Annotated in this window: 15 protein-coding genes and 1 riboswitch; of the genes, 7 read left to right on the top strand and 8 right to left on the bottom strand. The window is 67.2% G+C overall.

Annotated features, from left to right (window positions below):
• Positions 1–161: 161 nt before the first annotated feature.
• Entirely contained in the window at positions 162–2,519 is a 2,358-nt protein-coding gene (locus tag C722_RS0112225) for an FdhF/YdeP family oxidoreductase (protein WP_017640773.1), read from the bottom strand.
• Between the two features lie 204 nt (positions 2,520–2,723).
• Between C722_RS0112225 and C722_RS0112220 the strand changes: the two genes are divergently transcribed.
• Positions 2,724–3,467 carry a TIGR00266 family protein gene (locus tag C722_RS0112220; RefSeq protein ID WP_017640772.1) on the top strand — a complete coding sequence of 248 codons (744 nt, stop codon included), beginning with the start codon at positions 2,724–2,726 and terminating at the stop codon, positions 3,465–3,467.
• A gap of 13 nt (positions 3,468–3,480) precedes the next feature.
• Here C722_RS0112220 and C722_RS0112215 read toward each other — a convergent pair whose 3' ends face one another.
• The 4 genes from C722_RS0112215 to C722_RS0112200 form a co-directional block, all read right to left on the bottom strand.
• A complete protein-coding gene (locus C722_RS0112215) occupies positions 3,481–4,377 on the bottom strand; it encodes a hypothetical protein (protein WP_017640771.1) in 897 nt (298 codons plus the stop codon).
• Positions 4,378–4,475: 98 nt separating this feature from the next.
• Positions 4,476–5,291 (bottom strand): aldo/keto reductase, encoded by an 816-nt coding sequence (locus C722_RS0112210; protein ID WP_017640770.1) that lies wholly within the window; start codon positions 5,289–5,291, stop codon positions 4,476–4,478.
• Complete coding sequence (locus C722_RS0112205; RefSeq protein WP_017640769.1) at positions 5,288–6,463, bottom strand: FAD-dependent oxidoreductase; 1,176 nt, start codon at positions 6,461–6,463, stop codon at positions 5,288–5,290. The genes C722_RS0112210 and C722_RS0112205 overlap by 4 nt, the downstream gene beginning before the upstream one ends.
• A 61-nt stretch (positions 6,464–6,524) precedes the next feature.
• Entirely contained in the window at positions 6,525–6,857 is a 333-nt protein-coding gene (locus C722_RS0112200; RefSeq protein WP_017640768.1) for a multidrug efflux SMR transporter, read from the bottom strand.
• 84 nt (positions 6,858–6,941) lie between these two features.
• On the opposite strand from C722_RS0112200, the gene C722_RS0112195 reads away from it, so the two are divergent.
• Positions 6,942–7,826, top strand: a complete 885-nt coding sequence (locus tag C722_RS0112195) for a LysR family transcriptional regulator (protein WP_017640767.1) — start codon at positions 6,942–6,944, stop codon at positions 7,824–7,826.
• 224 nt (positions 7,827–8,050) lie between these two features.
• The gene (locus C722_RS0112190) at positions 8,051–9,337 is read left to right on the top strand and encodes an MFS transporter (RefSeq protein WP_143075289.1); all 1,287 of its coding nucleotides are present in this window, start codon (positions 8,051–8,053) and stop codon (positions 9,335–9,337) included.
• Here the strand turns inward: C722_RS0112190 and C722_RS0112185 are convergent.
• Positions 9,334–10,698, bottom strand: a complete 1,365-nt coding sequence (locus C722_RS0112185) for an MFS transporter (protein WP_017640765.1) — start codon at positions 10,696–10,698, stop codon at positions 9,334–9,336. The two genes, C722_RS0112190 and C722_RS0112185, sit on opposite strands and share 4 nt — an antisense overlap.
• Positions 10,699–10,864: 166 nt before the next feature.
• Complete coding sequence (locus tag C722_RS0112180; RefSeq protein ID WP_017640764.1) at positions 10,865–11,812, bottom strand: LysR family transcriptional regulator; 948 nt, start codon at positions 11,810–11,812, stop codon at positions 10,865–10,867.
• Positions 11,813–11,920: 108 nt separating this feature from the next.
• On the opposite strand from C722_RS0112180, the gene C722_RS0112175 reads away from it, so the two are divergent.
• Genes C722_RS0112175 through waaA form a run of 3 tightly spaced genes read left to right on the top strand, consistent with a single transcriptional unit; the run spans position 11,921 to position 16,233 of the window.
• The gene (locus tag C722_RS0112175; RefSeq protein ID WP_017640763.1) at positions 11,921–13,102 is read left to right on the top strand and encodes a fumarylacetoacetate hydrolase family protein; all 1,182 of its coding nucleotides are present in this window, start codon (positions 11,921–11,923) and stop codon (positions 13,100–13,102) included.
• A gap of 32 nt (positions 13,103–13,134) precedes the next feature.
• Entirely contained in the window at positions 13,135–14,919 is a 1,785-nt protein-coding gene (locus tag C722_RS0112170; protein ID WP_017640762.1) for an IlvD/Edd family dehydratase, read from the top strand.
• 48 nt (positions 14,920–14,967) lie between these two features.
• On the top strand, positions 14,968–16,233 hold the full coding sequence (gene waaA / locus C722_RS0112165; protein ID WP_017640761.1) for a lipid IV(A) 3-deoxy-D-manno-octulosonic acid transferase: 1,266 nt from the start codon (positions 14,968–14,970) through the stop codon (positions 16,231–16,233).
• Here waaA and C722_RS0112160 read toward each other — a convergent pair.
• Complete coding sequence (locus C722_RS0112160; protein WP_017640760.1) at positions 16,179–17,675, bottom strand: TolC family outer membrane protein; 1,497 nt, start codon at positions 17,673–17,675, stop codon at positions 16,179–16,181. The two genes, waaA and C722_RS0112160, sit on opposite strands and share 55 nt — an antisense overlap.
• Before the next feature lie 109 nt (positions 17,676–17,784).
• Positions 17,785–17,911, top strand: a riboswitch (TPP riboswitch).
• Between the two features lie 102 nt (positions 17,912–18,013).
• Here C722_RS0112160 and thiC point away from each other — a divergent pair.
• Positions 18,014–19,891 (top strand): phosphomethylpyrimidine synthase ThiC, encoded by a 1,878-nt coding sequence (gene thiC, locus C722_RS0112155; protein ID WP_017640759.1) that lies wholly within the window; start codon positions 18,014–18,016, stop codon positions 19,889–19,891.
• The last annotated feature ends 194 nt before the right edge of the window (positions 19,892–20,085 follow it).

Below are 20,085 nucleotides of genomic sequence, written 5' to 3'. Positions count from 1 at the left end.
GGGTTATCCAGGATCAGCAATCACAGCCTGGATCTTGTTGGTCTTTTGCCAGGCAGTGCAGTTGACTTAACCAATCAGCTCAGGACTACCAAGTCTCTGGAAGCCTTGAGTCTCTGGCGGCGTGAAGAGAACTCCGTGAGTCGATCTGTAGCCGCGTAGGACTATCCCGCCGCAATCAACCCCCGCCGTTGCATCGCCTGTTCCTGACTCAGCCTTTCAATTCTTACCGGCAAGGACTTCGACGCCGGGGTATGGCTGCGGGTGTCGTGGTTGGCCAGCGGGGCCAGGCTGTTGGTCTCGGGATAGTAGGCGGCGCAACAACCGGCCGGTACGTCGAAGGCGATGACCTTGAAGGGCCCGGCCCGACGCGGATAGCCGTCCAGGGCATCACCGACGAAGTCGATGAAGTCACCCTCCTGCACCTCGTGGCGGCGCATGTCCTCCGGGCTGAGCATGGCCACCATGCGTTCGTCGATGTCGCGATAGCGATCGCGATTGGAATAGATGGTGGTGTTGAATTGGTCGTGGCTGCGGATCGTCATCAGTTGCAGATGCTCGGCATCCGGTGGGCTGTCGTCCTCGTCCAGCACGTCGCCGGGAAAGAGGAAGTTGGCCTTGCCGGTGGGGGTATCCCATTTCCGTTCACGGGCCGCATTGGGCAGGCGGAAGCCGCCAGGCTGTTCGATACGGGCGTTGTAGTCGGCGAATTGTTCGGGCAGCACCGCCTCGATCTTGTCGCGGATGAGCGCGTAATTGCCAACCAGGGCGTCCCAATCGATATGGGGATAGCGCTCGCCCAGGGTCGCCTTGGCGATGCCGGCGACGATGGCGATCTCCGACAGCAGTTCCGGCGAGGCCGGTTCCAGGCTACCGGTTGAGCCGTGCACCATGGACATGGAGTCTTCCACGGTGATGGTTTGCACTCCGCTGGCCTGGACATCGCGTTCGGTGCGGCCCAGGCAGGGCAGCAGGAAGGTGCTGCGACCGTGCAGGGTATGGCTCCAGTTGAGCTTGGTGGCGATCTGCACCGTCAGGCGCAGGTTGGCGACATGGGGCGCTACCCGGTCGATGTCGGGAATGGCGCGGAAGAAATTGCCGCCCAGGCCGATGAAGGCCTGGGGTTCGTCGCGCAGCAGGGCTTCGCAGCACTCCACCACGTCGTCGCCGCCCTCGCGGGGCGCCTGGAAATCGAACGCCTGGTCCAGCCTCGCCAGGAAGGGTTCCTTGGGCTTCTGGTAGATGCCCACGGTGCGGTCGCCCTGGACGTTGGAGTGGCCGCGTATGGGACAGGGGCCGGCACCAGGCTTGCCGACGTTGCCGCGCAGCAGCAACAGATTGATGATCTGCTGCAGGACATCGCCGCCGCGGCGGTGTTGGGTCACGCCCATGCCCCAGCAGGCGATCACCCGCTCGGCCTTCATGTAGACCTGAGCCGCGTCCCGCATGGCCGCCTGGGTCAGGCCGGAATAGCGCTCCAGACGCTCCCAGCTCAGCCCCCGGCAGTGTTCGGCGAAGGCTTCCAGGCCGACGCAATGCTGTTCGATGAATGCCACGTCGAGGATGCGCGGGGCGCCGCTGCGGCGCGCTTCGTCGTCAGCCTCGATGACGACCTTGCACAGCCCCTGCATGGCCGCCATGTCGCCGCCGATACGCACCTGGTGGTACTGGGAGCTGATGGCCACGCCGCCGCCCGGCAAGGCCATATCGCGCACGGCCTGGGGCGAGGCGAAGCGCACCAGGGCCTTTTCCCGCAGCGGATTGAAGGTGACGATGGGCACGCCGCGGTGCACGGCGTCGTGCAGTTCGCTCATCATTCGCGGACTGTTGGTACCAGGATTCTGGCCGATGATGAAGATGGCGTCGGCCTGCGCGAAATCCTCCAGGTCCAGGGTGCCCTTGCCGACGCCAATGCTCTCTGGCATGGCGGTGGTAGTGGTCTCGTGGCACATGTTGGAACAGTCGGGGAAATTATTCATGCCGTAGAGACGACCGAACAGCTGATAGAGAAAGGCCGACTCGTTGGACGAGCGGCCCGAGGTGTAGAGCTCCAGCTTCCAGGGATCGTCCAGGGCGCGCAGCTCGGCGCCGATCTCGGCGAAGGCGTCCGCCCAGCTCACCGGGCGATAGGTGTCGCTGGCGGCGTCGTAGCGCAGGGGGTGGGTGAGACGGCCCTGGTCTTCCAGGTCATGGTCGGTCCAGGTGCGCAGTTCGCTCAGGGTATGGCCGGCGAAGAATTCCGGGGTGGTACGCTTGCGCGTGGCCTCCCAGGCCACCGCCTTGGCGCCGTTCTCGCAGTATTCGAAAGTATGCGGGGTCTTCGGATCGGGCCAGGCGCAGCTCGGGCAGTCGAAGCCACCCGGCTTGTTCATGGTCAGCAATGCCTTGTTGCCGCGCATCAACACCTTCTGGCGGCTCAGGTGCTGGGTCACGGCATTGAGCGCACCCCAGCCCCCGGCGCTGCCGTGCTCCTGGGTGCCGTGCAGGGGTTGAGCGGGGGAATGGGCGGATTGCTTGGTCATGTTCACCTCTGGAACTGAGCCGGACAGGAAGCCGGCGGGTACCTAGAGGTGAACCCTGGAAGCGGGCTGGCGTTCCACCGTCTGGCTGCCGGGCCGACGAGTGCGAGCGGACAGCGAAGCGCCGTTCACCCGCCTGAAGGGGCGCGCCAAGGCGGCCGGTGACTGCTAGGCTGGACGCTTCCGCAGCTACCGAGAAAGCTCACCATGGCCAGCCATATCCTCGACCATCGTATCCTCGGCGAATCCCTGCAGGCGGTGGAGATCGGTCTCGATCCCGGCGAGACGGTGATCGCCGAGGCCGGTGCCATGACCTACATGGAGGCCGACATCGATTTCACCGCACGTATGGGCGATGGGTCCGACGGACTGCTCGGCAAGCTCTGGGGTGCCGGCAAGCGGATGCTCGGCGGTGAGTCGCTGTTCATGACCCATTTCACCAACGAGGGCCGGGAAAAGCGCCACGTCGCCTTTGCCGCGCCCTATCCGGGTCAGGTGATCCCCCTGGATCTGGCAGCCCTGGGCGGCACCCTGTTCTGCCAGCGCGACTCCTTTCTCTGCGCGGCCAAGGGCACCCGTATCGGCGTTGCCTTCACCCGGCGCCTGGGCGCCGGCTTCTTTGGCGGCGAAGGCTTCATCCTGCAGCGGCTGGAAGGCGATGGCATGGCCTTCGTGCACGCCGGGGGCACGGTGATCCGCAAGGAACTCAGGGGCGAAACGCTGCGCCTGGACACTGGCTGTCTGGTGGGCTTCACCAGTGGCATCGACTACAACATCAAGCTGGCCGGTGGCCTGCGCAGCATGCTGTTCGGCGGCGAGGGTCTGGTGCTGGCGACCCTGAGCGGTCACGGCACCGTGTGGATCCAGACGCTGCCCTTTTCGCGATTAGCCGGCCGGGTTCAGGCCGCGGCCGGCGGCGGTGTCGGCGAACGCCGCGCGGGTGGCGACTAGTTCTCCCTGTGTCCTAGGCCCGTTGCAGGGCGCTCTGGGGCGCCATGCGCTCCAGCCAGTCGCGCCAGCGCACGCGGCTGTCGTGGACCAGCCAGCCGTCCTGGCGGGCGAAGCTTTCCGACAGCCAGAGGCCGCGGGTCGACACCGGCAGGCGCTGGCCGACCGACAGGGTATAGAGCTCGCCGGTGGGCTTGCCGTCGTCCAGAGCGACCAGATAGAGATCCGGGCGCTGGCGGGCCAGGCGCGCCAGCAGCTGGCCGTTCTCGATCTTCTCGTCGACGTGGAACAGACTTGGCGCCTTGCACTCTTTGGGCAGCTCCAGCAGCAGGTCATAGACCAGTTGCAGCGAGGCGGTGGGGGTGTGCACATAGGCGCGCGGACGCTCCAGCAGCGCCAGGCTGCCGCAGCGCACCGGCCGTGCCGCCCCCGAACGCGGGCTCAGGCGAAAGGCCACGTCCTCGCGATAGGGCAGGGCCGGGGCATAGGGCGTCGGTAGCCAGGTGTCGGCGAAGCGCCCGGCCAGCCAGCCGCGCGGCGTCTCGATCAGGCACTCCTCGGCCACCTCCTGCACGGCGGTGAGCAGCGGCAGGGCCAGTTCGTGGGTCGGGATATAGCCGGAGATCAGCTTGAGCACCACGTCGCCCCGATCGGGCCGGCGCTGGCGCACCAGTAGCCAGTGGTCCTGGCCCTGCCAGTTCAGCGTCAGGCGCACCGAGACGCCCAGGTTGGCGAGCTTCGCACTGAAGTGCTGGGCATCCTCGATCTCGATCGGCTTGCGCCGCTCCAGCATCTCGCTGAAATTCAGCGGTTGGCCGAGCGCCTGGTAGGTGAGGCCGTCATGATTGGCCTCGACCGAAAGGGGCAGGGTCTTGAACGCCTTGGGATTGTGGCGGGCGATGAGCTGGGGCATGGCCGACTCCTGTTGTAGTGTGCCGCGGACGCGCCGTCCCGGGCGACCGGGCAGGACGTCCAGCGGACGAAGGCAAGGGTTCAGCGAAACGCTCTGGATCAGGGCCGAGCGGTGATCACTTCGGCCAGGGTACGGACATTATGTGACAGGTGCAGGGGATCGATAGTGCCGACTATCGCACTGCTCACCCCGGGCTCGCCGAACACCCGGGCGAAGCTGGCCCGCACCGGATCCTGGCCGGCGCCGAGTACGGCGTGACCGCTGGCCAGGGCCTTCTTGATCAGGATGCCCTTGCCCTGGGCGGCGGCGGCCTGGATCACCGGGATCTCGGCGTCTTCGTTGAGGTTGAAGGTGACCATGGCGCAATCGCCGGTTTCCAGAGCCTTGAGGCCGCCGGCGGCGGTCTTGCCGGAGAAGCCGAAGGCGCGGATCAGGCCTTCGCGCTTGAGTTCGGCCAGGGTCTCGTAGCAGCCGCTGTCTTCGAGAATGCTCAGGTCGTTGCCGTCGGAGTGCACCAGCACCAGGTCCAGCCAGTCGGTTTCCAGACGCTTCAGGCTGCGTTCCACCGAGCGGCGGGTATGGGCCGGGCTGAAGTCGAAGCTGGACAGTCCGCCTGCGAATTCCTCACCGACCTTGCTGGCGATCACCCAGTGCTGGCGCTGGCCACGCAGCAGCGGACCCAGGCGTTCTTCGCTGCGGCCATAGGCCGGGGCGGTATCCAGCAGGTTGATGCCCAGCTCGCGAGCCAGACTGAGCAGGTCGGCGGCGGCGCGGTCGTCGGGGATGGTGAAGCCGTTGGGGTACTTCACGCCCTGGTCGCGGCCGAACTTGACCGTGCCCAGGCCCAGGGGGGAAATCTCGAGACCGGTACTGCCCAGCGGACGCTGCAGACCGTGCAGGGTGCGCAGGCTCATGGCAGCAGTTCCTCCCAGAAGGGCGCGGCCACCGGCGGTTGCGGATGGGCGGGCAGGGCGGGGTGCTGTCCCGGCCGGATACCGTCACGGTCGAGGTGGGCGAGGACACGGTCGGCCAGGTCCGGCGACAGCGCCAGCTTGGTCGGCCAGCCCACCAGCAGACGGCCTTCCTCGGCGAGGAAGGCGTTGTCCGGCCGCACCAGTCCGGATTGCGCTGGTTCGGCGCGGTCCACCCGGAGGGTCGCCCACTGGGCGCCCGCGAAATCGATCCAGGGCAGCAGGCGCTGCAGTTCTTCCCGCGCCGTGGCGATCTGCGCCGCTGGCTCACGGGCCACGCCCTCGGCCTCGGCCAGGTCGCCGCCCAGGTACCACAGCCACTGGCCGTCTGCGGTGGGGTGGCTGGTGATGGTCAGGCGTGGCTTGGGACCGCCGCCCAGGCAGTGGGCATAGAGGGGTTTGAGCATAGGGCCCTTGACCACCACCATGTGCAGCGGTCGGCGCTGCATGGCCGGCTGTTCCAGATGGAGTGCCTGGAGCAGATCGGCCATGCCGGCGCCGGCGGTGAGCACGATGCGGCGGGCGCGGATGGCCTGGCCGTCCACCACCAGACCGGTCAGCTCGCCGTCCTCGCGCAGGGGCTGGAGGTCATGCCCGGCCAAGAGGCTGTCGCCGGCCAGTTCGGCCAGGCGTGCGACCAGGCTGGGTACGTCCAGCACCAGCTCGGCCAGGCGATAGACCTTGCCCTTGAAGGCGCGGTCACGCAGGGCCGGGGGCAGTTCGTCGCCCTTGACCGCATCCACGCGGCCGCGCACCGCCTTGCTGGCGAAGAAGCTGGTGAGGTTGCCGGCCAGGCTGCCCGGCGACCAGAGGTAGTGGGCCTCGGAGAGCAGGCGTACACCGGAAAGATCCAGCTCGCCGCTGCCGGCCAGGCTTTCGCGCCAGCGCCGCGGCATGTCGGCGATGGCCTCGGAGGCACCGGTGAGCATCCCGGTCAGGGCATATTTGGTGCCGCCATGGATGATGCCCTGAGACTTGCCGCTCTGGCCGCCGCCCAGGGCGCCGGTCTCCACCAGCACGGTGGCGTAGCCGGCGCGTCTGAGACGGGCGTTGAGCCAGAGGCCGGCGACGCCGCCGCCGACGATGAGAATATCGGTGGACCAGGGTTGGGACATGAACGGCCTGCTGGATAATCGGCAAAGGAGTGATTTTACACGCTCCTCGCCGCCGCTGGTCTCAATGCCCGGTGCTGTCGGAAAACAGCTGGATCACCACCACGCCGGCGACGATCAGGCCCATGCCCAGCATGGCCGGCAGGTCCAGCTTCTGATCGTAGAGCACCGCCGCGGCAATGCTGACCAGCACGATGCCCAGCCCGGCCCAGATGGCGTAGGCGATACCCACGGGAATGCTGCGCACCACCAGGGTCAGCATCCAGAAGGCCAGGCCGTAGCCTGTGATGACCAGAATCAGTGGCAGTGGCTTGCTGAAGCCACTGATGGCCTTCATGGAGGTGGTGGCGACGACCTCGGCAGCGATGGCGATGGCCAGGTAGATGTATCCGCTCATGATGATTCCTCCTGTCGAAGGCCCCCATTGTGCCTTTCCGGGCGATAGGTGAAAGTTGATACCTATCCGTTGAGGAGATGGGTCGTGCAATGGAATCTGGAGCAGCTGGAGATCTTCGTCGGCATCGCCGAGGGCGCGAGTTTCTCGGCCATGGCACGCCGTCTGGGACGGGCGCAATCGGCGGTGAGTACCGCCATCGCTCTGCTGGAGAGCGATCTGGGCGTCGCGCTGTTCGAGCGCAGCAATGGTCGTACGCCGGTCATCACCGCGGCCGGTCTGGCCTTGCTGGAGGAGGCGAGGGAGGTCCTGCGTCAATGCCAGCGGCTGGACAGCCGTGCCCAGGCCCTCTGCGCCGGTCAGGAGCCTTTGTTGCGCCTGGCGCTGGACGAAGCCATGCCCTACCAGCCGGTGCTCGATGCGCTGGACGCCCTGGCCGCGGCCTTCCCGCACCTAGAAGTCCAGCTCACCAGCGGCGCCCAGGGCGATGTGGCGCGCAAGCTGCTGACCAACCAGGCCGACCTCGGCCTGCTGTTTCGCCATGAGCACATGCCTCAGGCCCTGGAGCGCCAGGCCCTGGGTGATGTCGCCCAGGTCACCGCCTGCGGCGCCCAGCATCCCCTGGCCAGCCAGCGCGGGGTAGGGCGGCGCGAACTGGCCCGCCACCGTCAGCTGCTGATCGCGCCGCTGGAGAACCCCTATCCCGGTGGCGAGCAGATCGCGCCCCAGGTCTGGCGCGCCGACAGCTTCTATCTGCTCGCCGAATTGCTGATGCGCGGCCTGGGCTGGGGCTGGTTGCCGCGGCACGTGGCGCGCTATCCCTCCTACCAGGGCTTGCTCGCCGAACTGGCCTGCGACTGGGTGCCGCCGGCCTTGGTGGTGGAGCTGGCCTGGCGCCGCAACGCCGCACCGGGGCCGGCGGCGCGCTGGCTGGCGCAACGGCTGGCCGAAGAGTTGCGGGCGATTGGTTGAAATCGATGTGTTGGGCTTCGCTGCGCTCAGCGCCAACCTACGCGGAGCGCCGTAGGTTGGCGCTGAGCGAAAGCGAAGCCCAACATGACGGAGCCTCAGCGCTTGCCCATGGCCTCTTCCCATGACAGTCGTATTCTGGCCGAATCCGTGGGGCAGCTTGACCAGCGCCTAGGTGCAAGCGCTGCGATACTCAGGTCATTCCTCCTCGATCCGGGATGATCGCCATGACCACACCTCCCGCCCTCGGCCAGCGCTATGTCTTCGTCGTCCTGGCGCTGATCTTTCTCGCCCTGCTGGTCTCGGCCGGGGTGAGGTCCACCCCGGGCGTACTGCTGCTGCCGTTGCAGGAGACCTTTGGCTGGAGCCGCGAAAGCGTGTCCTTCGCCGCCGCCGTGGGCATCTTCCTCTACGGCCTGGTCGGGCCCTTCGCCGCCGCCCTGATGCAGACCCTCGGCATCCGCCGCACCCTGCTCGGCGGCCTCACCCTGATCAGCCTCGCCACCGCCCTGAGCACCCTGATGCGCGAACCTTGGCACCTGGTGGCCACCTGGGGCGTGCTCAGCGGCCTGGGCACGGGCTGCGTGGCCATGGTGCTGGGTGCCGCCATCGTCAATCGCTGGTTCGTCGCCCGCCGGGGCCTGATGATGGGCCTGCTGGCCGCCAGCACCGCCACCGGCAACCTGGTGTTCCTGCCGCTGCTGGCCCATCTCGCCAGTCATGAGGGCTGGCAGACCGTGGTGCTGACCGTGGCCGTGGCCAGCGCGGCGCTGATCCCGCTGGTGGCCTGGCTGCTGCCCGAGCGGCCGGTGGACGTCGGCCTGCGACCCCATGGCGCCCCGGCGGACTATCAGGCGCCGGTCGCCACCGCACCGGGCAATCTGTTTCGCGTGACCCTCGGCACCTTGGCCATGGCCAGTCGGCGCCGCGATTTCTGGCTGCTGTTCCTGACCTTCTTCGTCTGCGGCTTCACCACCAACGGCCTGATCGGCACCCACTTCATCGCCATGGGCCACGACCACGGCCTGTCCCAGGTACAGGCCGCCGGCATCCTCGCGCTGATGGGGATCTTCGATCTGGTGGGCACCACCGCCTCCGGCTGGCTGACCGACAGATACGATCCGCGCCGCCTGCTGTTCGTCTACTACAGCCTGCGCGGGCTTTCGCTGATCTACCTGCCATTCTCCGGTTTCGCCCCCGAGCAGCTGCTGCTGTTCGGCATCTTCTATGGGCTGGACTGGATCGCCACGGTGCCGCCCACGGTCAAGCTGACCAACCAGAGCTTTGGTGAAAGGAGTGCGCCGGTGGTGTTCGGCTGGGTGTTCTGCGGCCACATGCTCGGCGCCGCCTGCGCGGCCTTTCTCGCCGGCGCCCTGCGCGAGCACTTCGGTTCCTACCAGGAGGCCCTGGTATTGGCTGGGCTGACCGGCATCGTCGCGGCGGTGATGGCGCTGGGGATCGGGCGACCGAGCGCCGCGGGAGCCGGGCGTTCGGCCGTGCCCGAGGCGGGCTAGGCGGTCTTGAGGTCGAGCGGCACGGCGGTCGGCGCCCGGTGCAGCATCGACGCCGGGATCGCCAGGATCAGCAGGCCGCTGACGAACAGGCAGGCGCCGAGCACATAGGTGCCGTTGTTGATGTCGCCGGTGAGGGTTTCCATGGTCGCGGTGATCATCGAGCCGGTGAAGCCGGAGAGGTTGCCGATGGCGTTGATCATGCCGATACCCGCCGCCGCGGCGACGCCGGAAAGCAGGGTGCCGGGCAGCGACCAGAAGATCGGCATCAGCGCCAGCAGGCCCGAGGCGGCCACGGTGAGGAAGAAGATCGACAGCACGATGTTGTGGATGAACCAGGCGCTCAGCACCAGGCCCAGGGCGCCGACGAAGGCCGGCACCGCCGCATGCATCCGCTGCTCGCCGGTGCGTGCCGAGTGGCGGGCGTTGAGCAGCATGACCACCAGGGCGACGCTGTAGGGGATGGCGGTGAGCAGACCGATCTGCAGGCTGCCGCTGACCCCGGCGTTCTTGATGATCGAAGGCATCCAGAACGCCAGGCCATAGAAGCCGGTGTTGAAGGTCAGCAGGATGAACACCAGCAGCCAGACCCGCGGATTGAAGAACACCTCGCTGAGGCGCGACGCCTTGCCGGCGTTCTGCTGCTCCAGGTTGCGCTTGAGCAGGGCCTTTTCCCGGGCGTCTAGCCAGGGCGCCTTGTCAATGTTGTCGCTCAGGCAGCAGAACACCACCACCGCCATGATGATCGAAGGCACCCCTTCCACCAGCAGCATCCACTGCCAGCCGGCCAGGCCGTGCCAGTCGTGCAGGCTGCTCATCAGCCAACCGGAAAGCACGCCGCCAAAGCTCAGACTGAAGGGCAGGGCGATGAGAAAGCCCGACATCACCCGACTCTGCCGGCGGGTCGGAAACCAGTAGTTGAGATAGAGGATCACCCCGGGAAAGAAGCCCGCCTCGCAGACGCCCAGCAGGAAGCGCAGCACATAGAAGAGGGTGCTCGACTGCAGACCGAAGAATTGCGCCAGCGGCTGGGTGAAGGCCACCGCCATGGAGATGATCGCCCAGGTCAGCATGATGCGGGCGATCCAGAAGCGCGCGCCGTAGCGATGCAGCAGCAGGTTGCTGGGGACCTCGAAGAGAAAGTAGCCCCAGAAGAACATGCTGGCGCCGAGGGCATAGACGGTGTTGCTGAAGCCCAGATCGTCGAGCATGTCCAGCTTGGCGAAGCCGACGTTGACCCGGTCCAGGTAGGCGGCGATGTAGCACAGCAGCAGGATCGGCAGGATACGCAGCACCACCTTGCGATAGGTGCGTTCTTCGAAGGCGTCGCCAGCGGCGCCCTGGGGAGCGGTGGTCTCGAACATGGGAATGACCTTCGGGGCCTTGGGGCCCGTTGTTGTTATTGAAGAGGTCGGAGGCGGCCGGGGATGCGGGGTGGCCGTCTGGATCGCCAGGCCACTCTAGGAGCGAGAGCGATTCTTTCCCAATGGCATTTGCGGATCATTCGATAACGGCGCGTTATCGAGCTGTCTAGGCTGCGGACTCCTCGCGACCGGCATGGCTCAGCAGGATGGCGGCGAATTCCCGGGCGGCCTCGCCGAGGGGTTCGCCCTTGCGGGTGAGGATGCCGTAGTCCTGCGCCGGCAGGTGCAGCGGCAGCTCCAGCGCACTGAGCGCGCCGCTGGCGAGATAGGGCTCGACCATGGCCTCCGGCAGCATGCCGATCATGGGGCCGGCGCGCAGCACCTGGAGAAAGGTCTGCATGGAGATGGTGTCGATGGTGTTGTTCGGCACCGGCAGGCCGGCGGCGGCGAAGGCCCGCTCCATGCGCCCGCGGATGGGCGTGCCCTTGGGATAGAGGATCCAGGGCCAGGCCAGCACCTGGTCGAGGCCCACGGGGCCGCTGCCCACCAGTGGATGATCGGCGTTGACCACGAAACGGAAGGGCTCCGGTGCCAGGGGCTGGAAGTCGAAACGCTGGGCCTGGGCTTCGTCGGTGAAGCGTGCCACCGCCAGGTGCAGCAGTTTGTCGTCGAGCATCTCCATCAGGTGATCGCTGGTCTGCTCCACCACCTCGATGGCCAGCAGCGGCCAGCGCTGCTTGATCGCGACGATGGCCTGGGGCAGGGCCACCGCCGTGGCGGCGAAGATGCCACCAACCTTGAGCTGGCCGTGACCGCCGCGTCTCAGGCTGTCGATCTGCTCGGCGAAGTCGCGGGCATCGTTGAGGGCCACCCGGGCGTAACGCAGCACGTGCTCGCCCAGGGCGGTGGGCGGCATGCTGCGTGGCTGGCGCTCGAACAGGGCGAAGCCCAGCAGGTGCTCGAGCTCCTTGAGCATCTTGCTGATGGCCGGCTGGCTGAGATTCATCTGCTGCGCGGCCAGGTGCATGTTGCGGGTGCGCCCCAGGGTATCGATCAGCAGCAGGTGGCGAAACTTGAGCCAGTGGCTGATCTGGCTGAACGACGGCTCGGACACGCATGCCTCCCAGGCGATAAGCGCAGGTTATCGAATGATGAAATAAGCCCATTTGAGTTTATCAGTCCGGCTGCCTAGCGTGGACCCATCAGCCCTGGAGTCCTGCCCATGCCCCTTCGTCTCTCGCCTGCCAATACCCTTCCCACCGATGGCCTGGCCGGCACTCTGGTCGGTCGTGCCTGGGTGCCCGGTCCGCTGGCCGGTCCCTCGCCCGTGGTGCTGCGCGAGGACGGCGTCTTCGATATCTCGGCACGCTTTGCTACGCTGAGCGCCCTGTTCGAGGAAGAGGCGCCGCTGCAGGCCCTGCGCGATACCCCTGGGCGCTACCTCGGCAGCCTCGATGACCTGCTGGCCAACAGTGGCGAGCAGGCCGACCCCGCACGTCTGCACCTGCTGCCACCGGCCGACCTGCAGGTGATCAAAGCCGCCGGAGTGACCTTTGCCGCCAGCATGCTGGAACGGGTGATCGAAGAGCAGGCCGGCGGCGATGCCGGGCGCGCCGTGGCCATCCGCGAGCAGGTGCAGGCGGTGATCGGCGCGGATCTGCAGGGCCTGGAGCCGGGCAGTCCGCGCGCCCAGGCGCTCAAAGCGCTGCTGATCGAGAAGGGCATGTGGTCGCAATACCTGGAGGTGGGTATCGGGCCGGACGCCGAGATCTTCACCAAGGCGCCGGTGCTGGCCGCGGTCGGCAGCGGCAGCGCCATCGGCATCCACCCCGTGTCCCAATGGAACAATCCCGAACCCGAGGTGGTGCTGGTGGCGGACAGCCGCGGCCGCCTGCATGGCGCCACCCTAGGCAATGACGTCAACCTGCGCGACATCGAGGGCCGCAGCGCCCTGCTGCTGAGCAAGGCCAAGGACAACAACGCCTCCTGCGCCCTGGGGCCCTTCATCCGCCTGTTCGACGAGACCTTCGATCTCGACCAGGTCCGCCAGTGTGTGGTGACCCTGGAAGTCCAGGGCGAAGACGGCTTTCACCTCAATGGCAGCAGCTCCATGGCGCAGATCAGTCGTGATCCCACCGATCTCGCCGCCCAGACCCTCAATGCCAACCACCAGTATCCCGACGGTTTCGTGCTGTTTCTCGGCACCCTATTCGCCCCGACCCAGGATCGCGACGCCCCGGGCGGTGGCTTCACCCACAAGGTAGGGGACGTGGTGAGCATCGCCAGCCCGCTGCTGGGAACCCTGCACAATAGGGTGACCACCAGCGACCAGGCCCCGGCCTGGCGCTTCGGCCTCGGTGCCCTGATGCACAACCTGGCCGCCCGCGGCCTGCTGGGTCGCTAACCGCTCTTTCCTAATAACAACTAGAGACCATCATGACTTCCGCCAAACGCCCGCTGCGCAGCCAGCAATGGTTCGATGATCCTGCCCACGCCGACATGACCGCGCTCTATGTCGAGCGCTACATGAACTACGGCCTGACCCGCGACGAACTCCAGTCCGGTCGCCCCATCATCGGCATCGCCCAGACCGGTAGCGACCTCACGCCCTGCAACCGTCATCACCTGGAGCTGGCCCAGCGGGTCAAGGCCGGTATCCGCGATGCGGGCGGCATCCCCATGGAATTCCCGGTGCACCCCATCGCCGAGCAGAGTCGCCGCCCCACCGCGGCCCTGGATCGCAACCTGGCCTACCTCGGCCTGGTGGAGATCCTGCACGGCTTTCCCCTGGACGGCGTGGTGCTCACCACCGGCTGCGACAAGACCACCCCGGCCTGCCTGATGGCCGCGGCCACCACCGACCTGCCGGCCATCGTGCTGTCCGGTGGGCCCATGCTCGACGGGCATTTCAAAGGCGAGCTGATCGGCTCCGGCACCGTGCTCTGGCACGCGCGCAACCTGCTGGCGACCGGCGAGATCGACTACGAGGGCTTCATGGCCCTGACCACCGCCGCCTCGCCTTCGGTGGGCCACTGCAACACCATGGGCACGGCCCTGTCGATGAATGCCCTGGCCGAGACCCTGGGCATGTCGCTGCCCGGTTGCGCCAGCATCCCCGCGCCCTATCGCGAGCGCGGCCAGATGGCCTATGCCACCGGCAAGCGCATCTGCCAGCTGGTGCTGGACGACATCCGCCCCTCGCAGATCATGACCCGCGAGGCCTTCGAGAACGCCATCGTGGTGGCTTCGGCCCTGGGCGCCTCCAGCAACTGCCCGCCGCACCTGATCGCCATCGCCCGCCACATGGGCGTGGAACTGTCGCTGGACGACTGGCAGCGCCTGGGCGAGGACATCCCGCTGCTGGCCAACTGCATGCCGGCCGGCAAGTACCTGGGCGAGGGCTTCCACCGCGCCGGCGGGGTGCCAGCGGTGCTCCACGAATTGCTCAAGGCGGGGCGCCTGCACGGCGACTGCCTGACGGTATCCGGGCGCACCATCGGTGCCATCGCCGAGGGGGCCGCCAGCTCGGATCCGGCCGTGATCCAGCCCTACGAAGCGCCGCTCAAGCACCGCGCCGGCTTCATCGTGCTCAGCGGCAATTTCTTCGACAGTGCCATCATGAAGATGTCGGTGGTGGGCGAGGCCTTTCGCCAGACCTACCTGGCCGAACCCGGCAAGGAAAACAGCTTCGAGGCGCGGGCGATCGTCTTCGAAGGCCCGGAGGACTACCACGCGCGCATCGACGATCCGGCGCTGGACATCGACGAACGCTGCATCCTGGTGATCCGCGGCGCCGGTCCGGTGGGTTATCCGGGCAGCGCCGAGGTGGTCAACATGGCGCCCCCGGCGGCGCTGATCAAGAAGGGTATCGATTCCCTGCCATGCCTGGGCGACGGTCGCCAGAGCGGCACCTCGGCTAGCCCTTCGATCCTCAACATGTCGCCGGAAGCGGCGGTGGGCGGCGGCCTGGCCCTGCTCAAGACCAACGACCGGCTGCGCGTGGACCTCAATGCCCGCAGCGTCGACGTGCTGCTTGACGATGGCGAACTGGAACGCCGCCGCGCCGAATGGACGCCCAACCTGCCGCCGGCCCAGACCCCCTGGCAGGAGCTCTATCGGCAACTGGTGGGCCAGCTCTCCACCGGTGGCTGCCTGGAGCCGGCCACCCTGCACCTCAAGGTGATCGCGCGCGAGGGTGGGGTGCCGCGGCATTCGCACTAGGTCGAACGGGCTCGCACTGGCGGCCGGGCTTCATTAAGCTCTGCCGCCATGAACCGTACCCTCTATAGCCTGATCTTCACCCTGGCCTTGCCCTTCATCCTGCTGCGCCTGCTCTGGCGCGGACGCAAGGCGCCCGCCTATCGGCAGCGCATCGGCGAACGCCTGGCGCTGGGCTTGCCTGAGGTGCCGCCCGGCGGCATCTGGGTGCACGCGGTGTCGGTGGGAGAGAGCATCGCCGCCGCGCCGGTGATCCGCGCCCTGCGCCAGCGGCATCCCGACCTGCCGATCATTGTGACCTGCATGACGCCCACCGGCTCGGAGCGCATCCGCGCCCTGTTCGGTGATGACGTCCAGCATTGCTACCTGCCCTACGACCTGCCATGGCTGGCCGGGCGTTTCCTCGACCGGCTCGGGCCCAGCCTGGGGGTGGTGATGGAGACCGAGCTCTGGCCCAACCTCATCCACCAGGCGGCGCGCCGCGATATTCCCATCGCCCTGGCCAATGGCCGGCTGTCCGAACGCTCCGCCCGGGGCTACGGAAAACTGGGTGGGGTGACCGGGCCGATGCTGGCGGAGCTGGCCTGGCTGGCGGTGCAGACGCCGGTGGAAGCCGAGCGCTTCCGCGCCCTCGGCGCCCGTGCCGAGCGGGTCACGGTGACAGGCTCCATCAAGTTCGACCTGCGCATCGATCCCGAACTGCCGGTCCGCGCCGCTGCGCTGCGCCAGGGCTGGGGCCAGCGCCCGGTGTGGATCGCCGCCAGCACCCATGCCGGTGAAGACGAGATCCTGCTACAGGCCCATCGCCAATTGCTGGCCGCACGCCCCGATGCCCTGCTGATCCTGGTACCGCGTCATCCCGAGCGCTTTCCCGAGGTACTGGCCGAGGTGCGCCGCGAAGATTTCAGCGTGATCCAGCGCTCGACGGGGGAGGCGGTGCAACCGCAGACCCAGGTCCTGCTGGGCGACACCATGGGCGAGCTGCTGTTTCTCTACGCCCTGGCCGACGTGGCCTTCGTCGGTGGCAGCCTGATCGAGCGCGGCGGCCACAATCCGCTGGAGCCGGCTGCTCTCGGCGTGCCGGTGCTCAGCGGTCCGCACGTATTCAACTTCCTCGACATCGTCGCCCAGTTGCGCGACGCCGGCGCCCTGGAAACCGTGGCAGAGGCATTCGCGATCGCTACCGCCGTGGCCCGGCTCTGGGCCGAACCGGCGGAAGCCGAGCGGCGCCGGCAGGCGGGTCTCGCGGTATTGTCCGCCAATCAGGGCGCGCTGGAGCGCCTGCTCTCCGGACTGGATAAATTGCTCACGCCCTGAGCCGAGCGCGCCGGCAGGACCTCGGCGCGGGTCTTGGCCAGGTCCGGCGGGAGGAAGTCGCGATCCGGGTCGTAGTGGGGGTCGAGATAGCCCGACAGCGCCAGCAGGTCGTTGGGCGCCAGGGTACCGGCCGCCTGCTTGAGTCTCAGGGTATCCAGGATGTAGTTGTAGCGGGCATCGTTGTACTGGCGCACGGCGTTGTACAGCAGCCGCTGGGCGTCGAGCACGTCGACGATGGTGCGGCTGCCCACCTGGTAGGCGATCTCGGTGGCTCTCAGGGCGCGCTGGCTGGAGGCGATGGATAGCCGGCGGGCACGCACCTGCTCGATGTCGGTGTTGATCGCCCGATGGGCATTGCGGGTGTTCTGCACCACCTGGCGGCGCAGGCTTTCCTGCTGCTGTTCGCTCCGGTCCAGCTGCTGGTAGGCCTGACGCGCCTGGGAGCTGGTGGCGCCGCCGCTGTACAGCGGTAGCTCCACCTGGATACCGATGCTGCGGCTGTTGACCGGGCTGCCGAACAGCGCCAGCTGCTCGGCGTTGGGCAGATTCACCGCATCGTTGTCGCTGTGGCTGTAGCGCGCCACCGCATCCACCGTCGGCAGGTGCCCGGCGCGACGCTGGCGCAGGGTTTCCTGCGCCGCGTTCACACCCTGGCCGGCGGCCAGCAGCTGCAGATTCTGGCGCATGGCGGTGTCCACCCACTGGCGAGCATCGTTGGGCTGCGGCGGCAGGATTGGCAGGTCGTGGCGGATGCCGGCGATGCTGCCGTAGTCGCGATCGGTCAGCCGGGTCAGGGCCTGGAAGGCGTCGGCCACCTGCTGCTCGCTCTGGGAGCGGTTGGCCTGGGCGTTGTCGAAGCTGGCCTGGGCCTGGAGCACGTCGGTGTCGTCGGTCAGGCCGACCTTGTAGCGCTCGCGGGACTGGTCCAGCTGGCGGTACAAGGCCTTTTCCTCGGCACGGGCGGTGGCCAGGGCGGCCTGGGCGCGCAGGGCGCTGAAATAGCCCTCGGCGGTCTGCAGGATCAGTTGCTGCTGGGTGGCGGAAAACTGCAGCTCGGCCTGCTCGGTGGCGGCCTGGGCGGCCTTGAGCTGGAACCAGCGGTCGGCACGGAACAGTGGCTGGCTGAGGGTGGCCTGGATCAGCTGGCTGCTGCGATCGCTGCTGTAGCGGCCACCCTGGACGCCCAGCGCGGGATTGTCCTTCAGCTCCAGGCTGGTGTGGGTGTCGTTGAACTGGGCGCCAAGGCCGAGTTGCGGCAACAGACCGGCCCGCGCCTGGGGCACCGCTTCGCGCTGGGCGCCGAGACCGGCGCGCTCGGCGGCCAGGTCGGCGTTGTTGTCCAGCGCCTCGCGGTAGACGTCGAGCAGGCCACTGCCGGCCACCTGGGCCTGGGCCAGACCGGCCGTGGTGCAGAGTGCCGCGAGCAGCAGGAATCTTCGCATTCTGGGAGCCTTCCTTGAGGGACCGGGCCAGTGTAGTGACTTCGTCCGAATCCGCCATAGGAGAGGAAATAGCGGTCGAAGTTTCTGCCGGTCTGGGTTTACACTGACCGCGTTCTTGTCGGGGTGCGCTACGAGGCGCTGAGATCGGGTAGTCCCGGATCCCGTTGAACCTGATCAGGCTAGGCGCGCCGCATGGCGGTGCGTCAACCTGCGTAGGGAACAAGAGGGCGTCCGCATTCGTCTCCGTGGTCGCCATCCGTCCGGGCTTGCGTCTTCCTGCGTGCCCACCCCTTCGTCCAGGTTCTTCCCTCGGCAACGCGCCCACCAGGAGAGCCTCGATGAACAAGCAGAACAACGTCACCGACTTTACCCGCGTCGACCGCCAGTCCACCCAGCCGTTGCCCAATTCGCGCAAGGTCTATCTGACTGGCTCGCGTCCCGACATTCGCGTGCCGGTGCGGGAAATCTCCCTCGCCGATACCCCCACCGCCTTTGGCGGTGAAAAGAACGCTCCGGTGTTCGTCTACGACACCTCCGGTCCCTACACCGACCCGACCGCCCGCATCGACCTGCGCAAGGGCCTGCCGGACGTGCGTTCGCGCTGGATCGAAGAGCGTGGCGACACCGAACTGCTGGCCGGGCTCTCGTCCGAATTCGGTCAGGCGCGGCTCGCCGATCCGAGCCTCGCCGCCCTGAGATTCGACCTGGCGCGCCAGCCGCGCCGGGCCAAGGCCGGGCGCAATGTCTCCCAGATGCACTATGCCCGCCAGGGCATCGTCACCCCGGAGATGGAATACATCGCCATCCGCGAGAACATGAAGCTGCAGGAGGCCCGCGCCGCCGGCCTGCTCGGCAACCAGCACCGTGGCCAGAGCTTCGGCGCCAGCATTCCCCAGGAGATCACGCCTGAGTTCGTCCGCGACGAGGTGGCCCGCGGCCGCGCCATCATCCCGGCCAACATCAACCACCTGGAGCTGGAGCCGATGATCATCGGCCGCAACTTCCTGGTGAAGATCAACGGCAACATCGGCAACAGCGCCCTGGGCTCTTCCATCGAGGAAGAGGTCGAGAAGTTGACCTGGGGCATCCGCTGGGGCGCCGACACCGTGATGGACCTGTCCACCGGCAAGCACATCCACGAGACCCGCGAGTGGATCATCCGCAACTCGCCGGTCCCCATCGGCACCGTGCCCATCTACCAGGCCCTGGAAAAGGTCGATGGCGTCGCCGAAGAACTGACCTGGGAGCTGTTCCGCGACACCCTCATCGAGCAGGCGGAGCAGGGCGTGGACTACTTCACCATCCATGCCGGGGTGCGCCTGCACTACGTGCCCCTGACCGCCAAGCGCGTCACCGGCATCGTCTCCCGCGGCGGCTCCATCATGGCCAAGTGGTGCCTGGCGCATCACAAGGAAAACTTCCTCTACACCCACTTCGAAGACATCTGCGAGATCATGCAGGCCTACGACGTGAGCTTCTCCCTGGGTGACGGCCTGCGTCCGGGCTCCATCGCCGATGCCAACGACGCCGCCCAGTTCGGCGAGCTGGAAACCCTCGGCGAGCTGACCAAGATCGCCTGGAAGCACGATGTCCAGACCATGATCGAAGGCCCGGGCCATGTGCCCATGCAGCTGATCAAGGAAAACATGGACAAGCAGCTGGAGTGCTGCGACGAGGCGCCGTTCTACACCCTCGGCCCCCTGACCACCGACATCGCCCCCGGCTATGACCACATCACCAGCGGCATCGGCGCCGCCATGATCGGCTGGTTCGGTTGCGCCATGCTCTGCTACGTGACGCCCAAGGAGCACCTGGGTCTGCCCAACAAGGACGACGTCAAGACCGGCATCATCACCTACAAGATCGCCGCCCATGCCGCCGACCTGGCCAAGGGGCACCCTGGCGCCCAGATCCGCGACAACGCACTAAGCAAGGCACGCTTCGAATTCCGCTGGGAAGACCAGTTCAACCTGGGCCTGGACCCGGACACGGCGCGTGCTTTCCATGACGAGACCCTGCCCAAGGACTCGGCCAAGGTGGCGCACTTCTGCTCCATGTGCGGCCCCAAGTTCTGCTCCATGAAGATCACCCAGGAAGTCCGTGACTACGCCAAGGAGAACGGCCTGACCGACGAGCAGAAGGCCATCGAGGCCGGCTTCCAGGAACAGGCCGCGCGCTTCAAGGACGAAGGAGGGGTGATCTACAAGCAGGTCTGACAACCGTAGGTTGGGCCAGCACGCTGTTCCCGTAGGTTGGCGCTGAGCGTAGTGAAGCCCAACAATACCCAGGTCACCCTGCAATGTTGGGCTTCGACGATGGAGCCGTCTCAGCCCAACCTACGGTTCCAGACAAACCACCGTAGGTTGGCGCTGAGCGTAGCGAAGCCCAACAATGCCCGGCGTCACCCAAC

This window comes from Pseudomonas sp. 313, from assembly GCF_000316965.1.
Classification (GTDB): Bacteria; Pseudomonadota; Gammaproteobacteria; order Pseudomonadales; family Pseudomonadaceae; genus Chryseomonas; species Chryseomonas benzopyrenica.
The sequence above is the reverse complement of the archived record's forward strand: the minus strand, read 5'-3'. Positions and strand labels throughout refer to the sequence as shown.

Coding starts and splice junctions, on each gene's coding strand:
- C722_RS0112215 (WP_017640771.1), bottom strand. CDS start 4,377: ATGCCCCAGCTCATCGCCCGCCACAATCCCAAGGCGTTCAAGACCCTG.
- C722_RS0112175 (WP_017640763.1), top strand. CDS start 11,921: ATGCCCCTTCGTCTCTCGCCTGCCAATACCCTTCCCACCGATGGCCTG.
- C722_RS0112185 (WP_017640765.1), bottom strand. CDS start 10,698: ATGTTCGAGACCACCGCTCCCCAGGGCGCCGCTGGCGACGCCTTCGAA.
- waaA (WP_017640761.1), top strand. CDS start 14,968: ATGAACCGTACCCTCTATAGCCTGATCTTCACCCTGGCCTTGCCCTTC.
- C722_RS0112225 (WP_017640773.1), bottom strand. CDS start 2,519: ATGACCAAGCAATCCGCCCATTCCCCCGCTCAACCCCTGCACGGCACC.
- C722_RS0112200 (WP_017640768.1), bottom strand. CDS start 6,857: ATGAGCGGATACATCTACCTGGCCATCGCCATCGCTGCCGAGGTCGTC.
- C722_RS0112170 (WP_017640762.1), top strand. CDS start 13,135: ATGACTTCCGCCAAACGCCCGCTGCGCAGCCAGCAATGGTTCGATGAT.
- C722_RS0112210 (WP_017640770.1), bottom strand. CDS start 5,291: ATGAGCCTGCGCACCCTGCACGGTCTGCAGCGTCCGCTGGGCAGTACC.
- C722_RS0112205 (WP_017640769.1), bottom strand. CDS start 6,463: ATGTCCCAACCCTGGTCCACCGATATTCTCATCGTCGGCGGCGGCGTC.
- thiC (WP_017640759.1), top strand. CDS start 18,014: ATGAACAAGCAGAACAACGTCACCGACTTTACCCGCGTCGACCGCCAG.
- C722_RS0112190 (WP_143075289.1), top strand. CDS start 8,051: ATGACCACACCTCCCGCCCTCGGCCAGCGCTATGTCTTCGTCGTCCTG.
- C722_RS0112160 (WP_017640760.1), bottom strand. CDS start 17,675: ATGCGAAGATTCCTGCTGCTCGCGGCACTCTGCACCACGGCCGGTCTG.
- C722_RS0112220 (WP_017640772.1), top strand. CDS start 2,724: ATGGCCAGCCATATCCTCGACCATCGTATCCTCGGCGAATCCCTGCAG.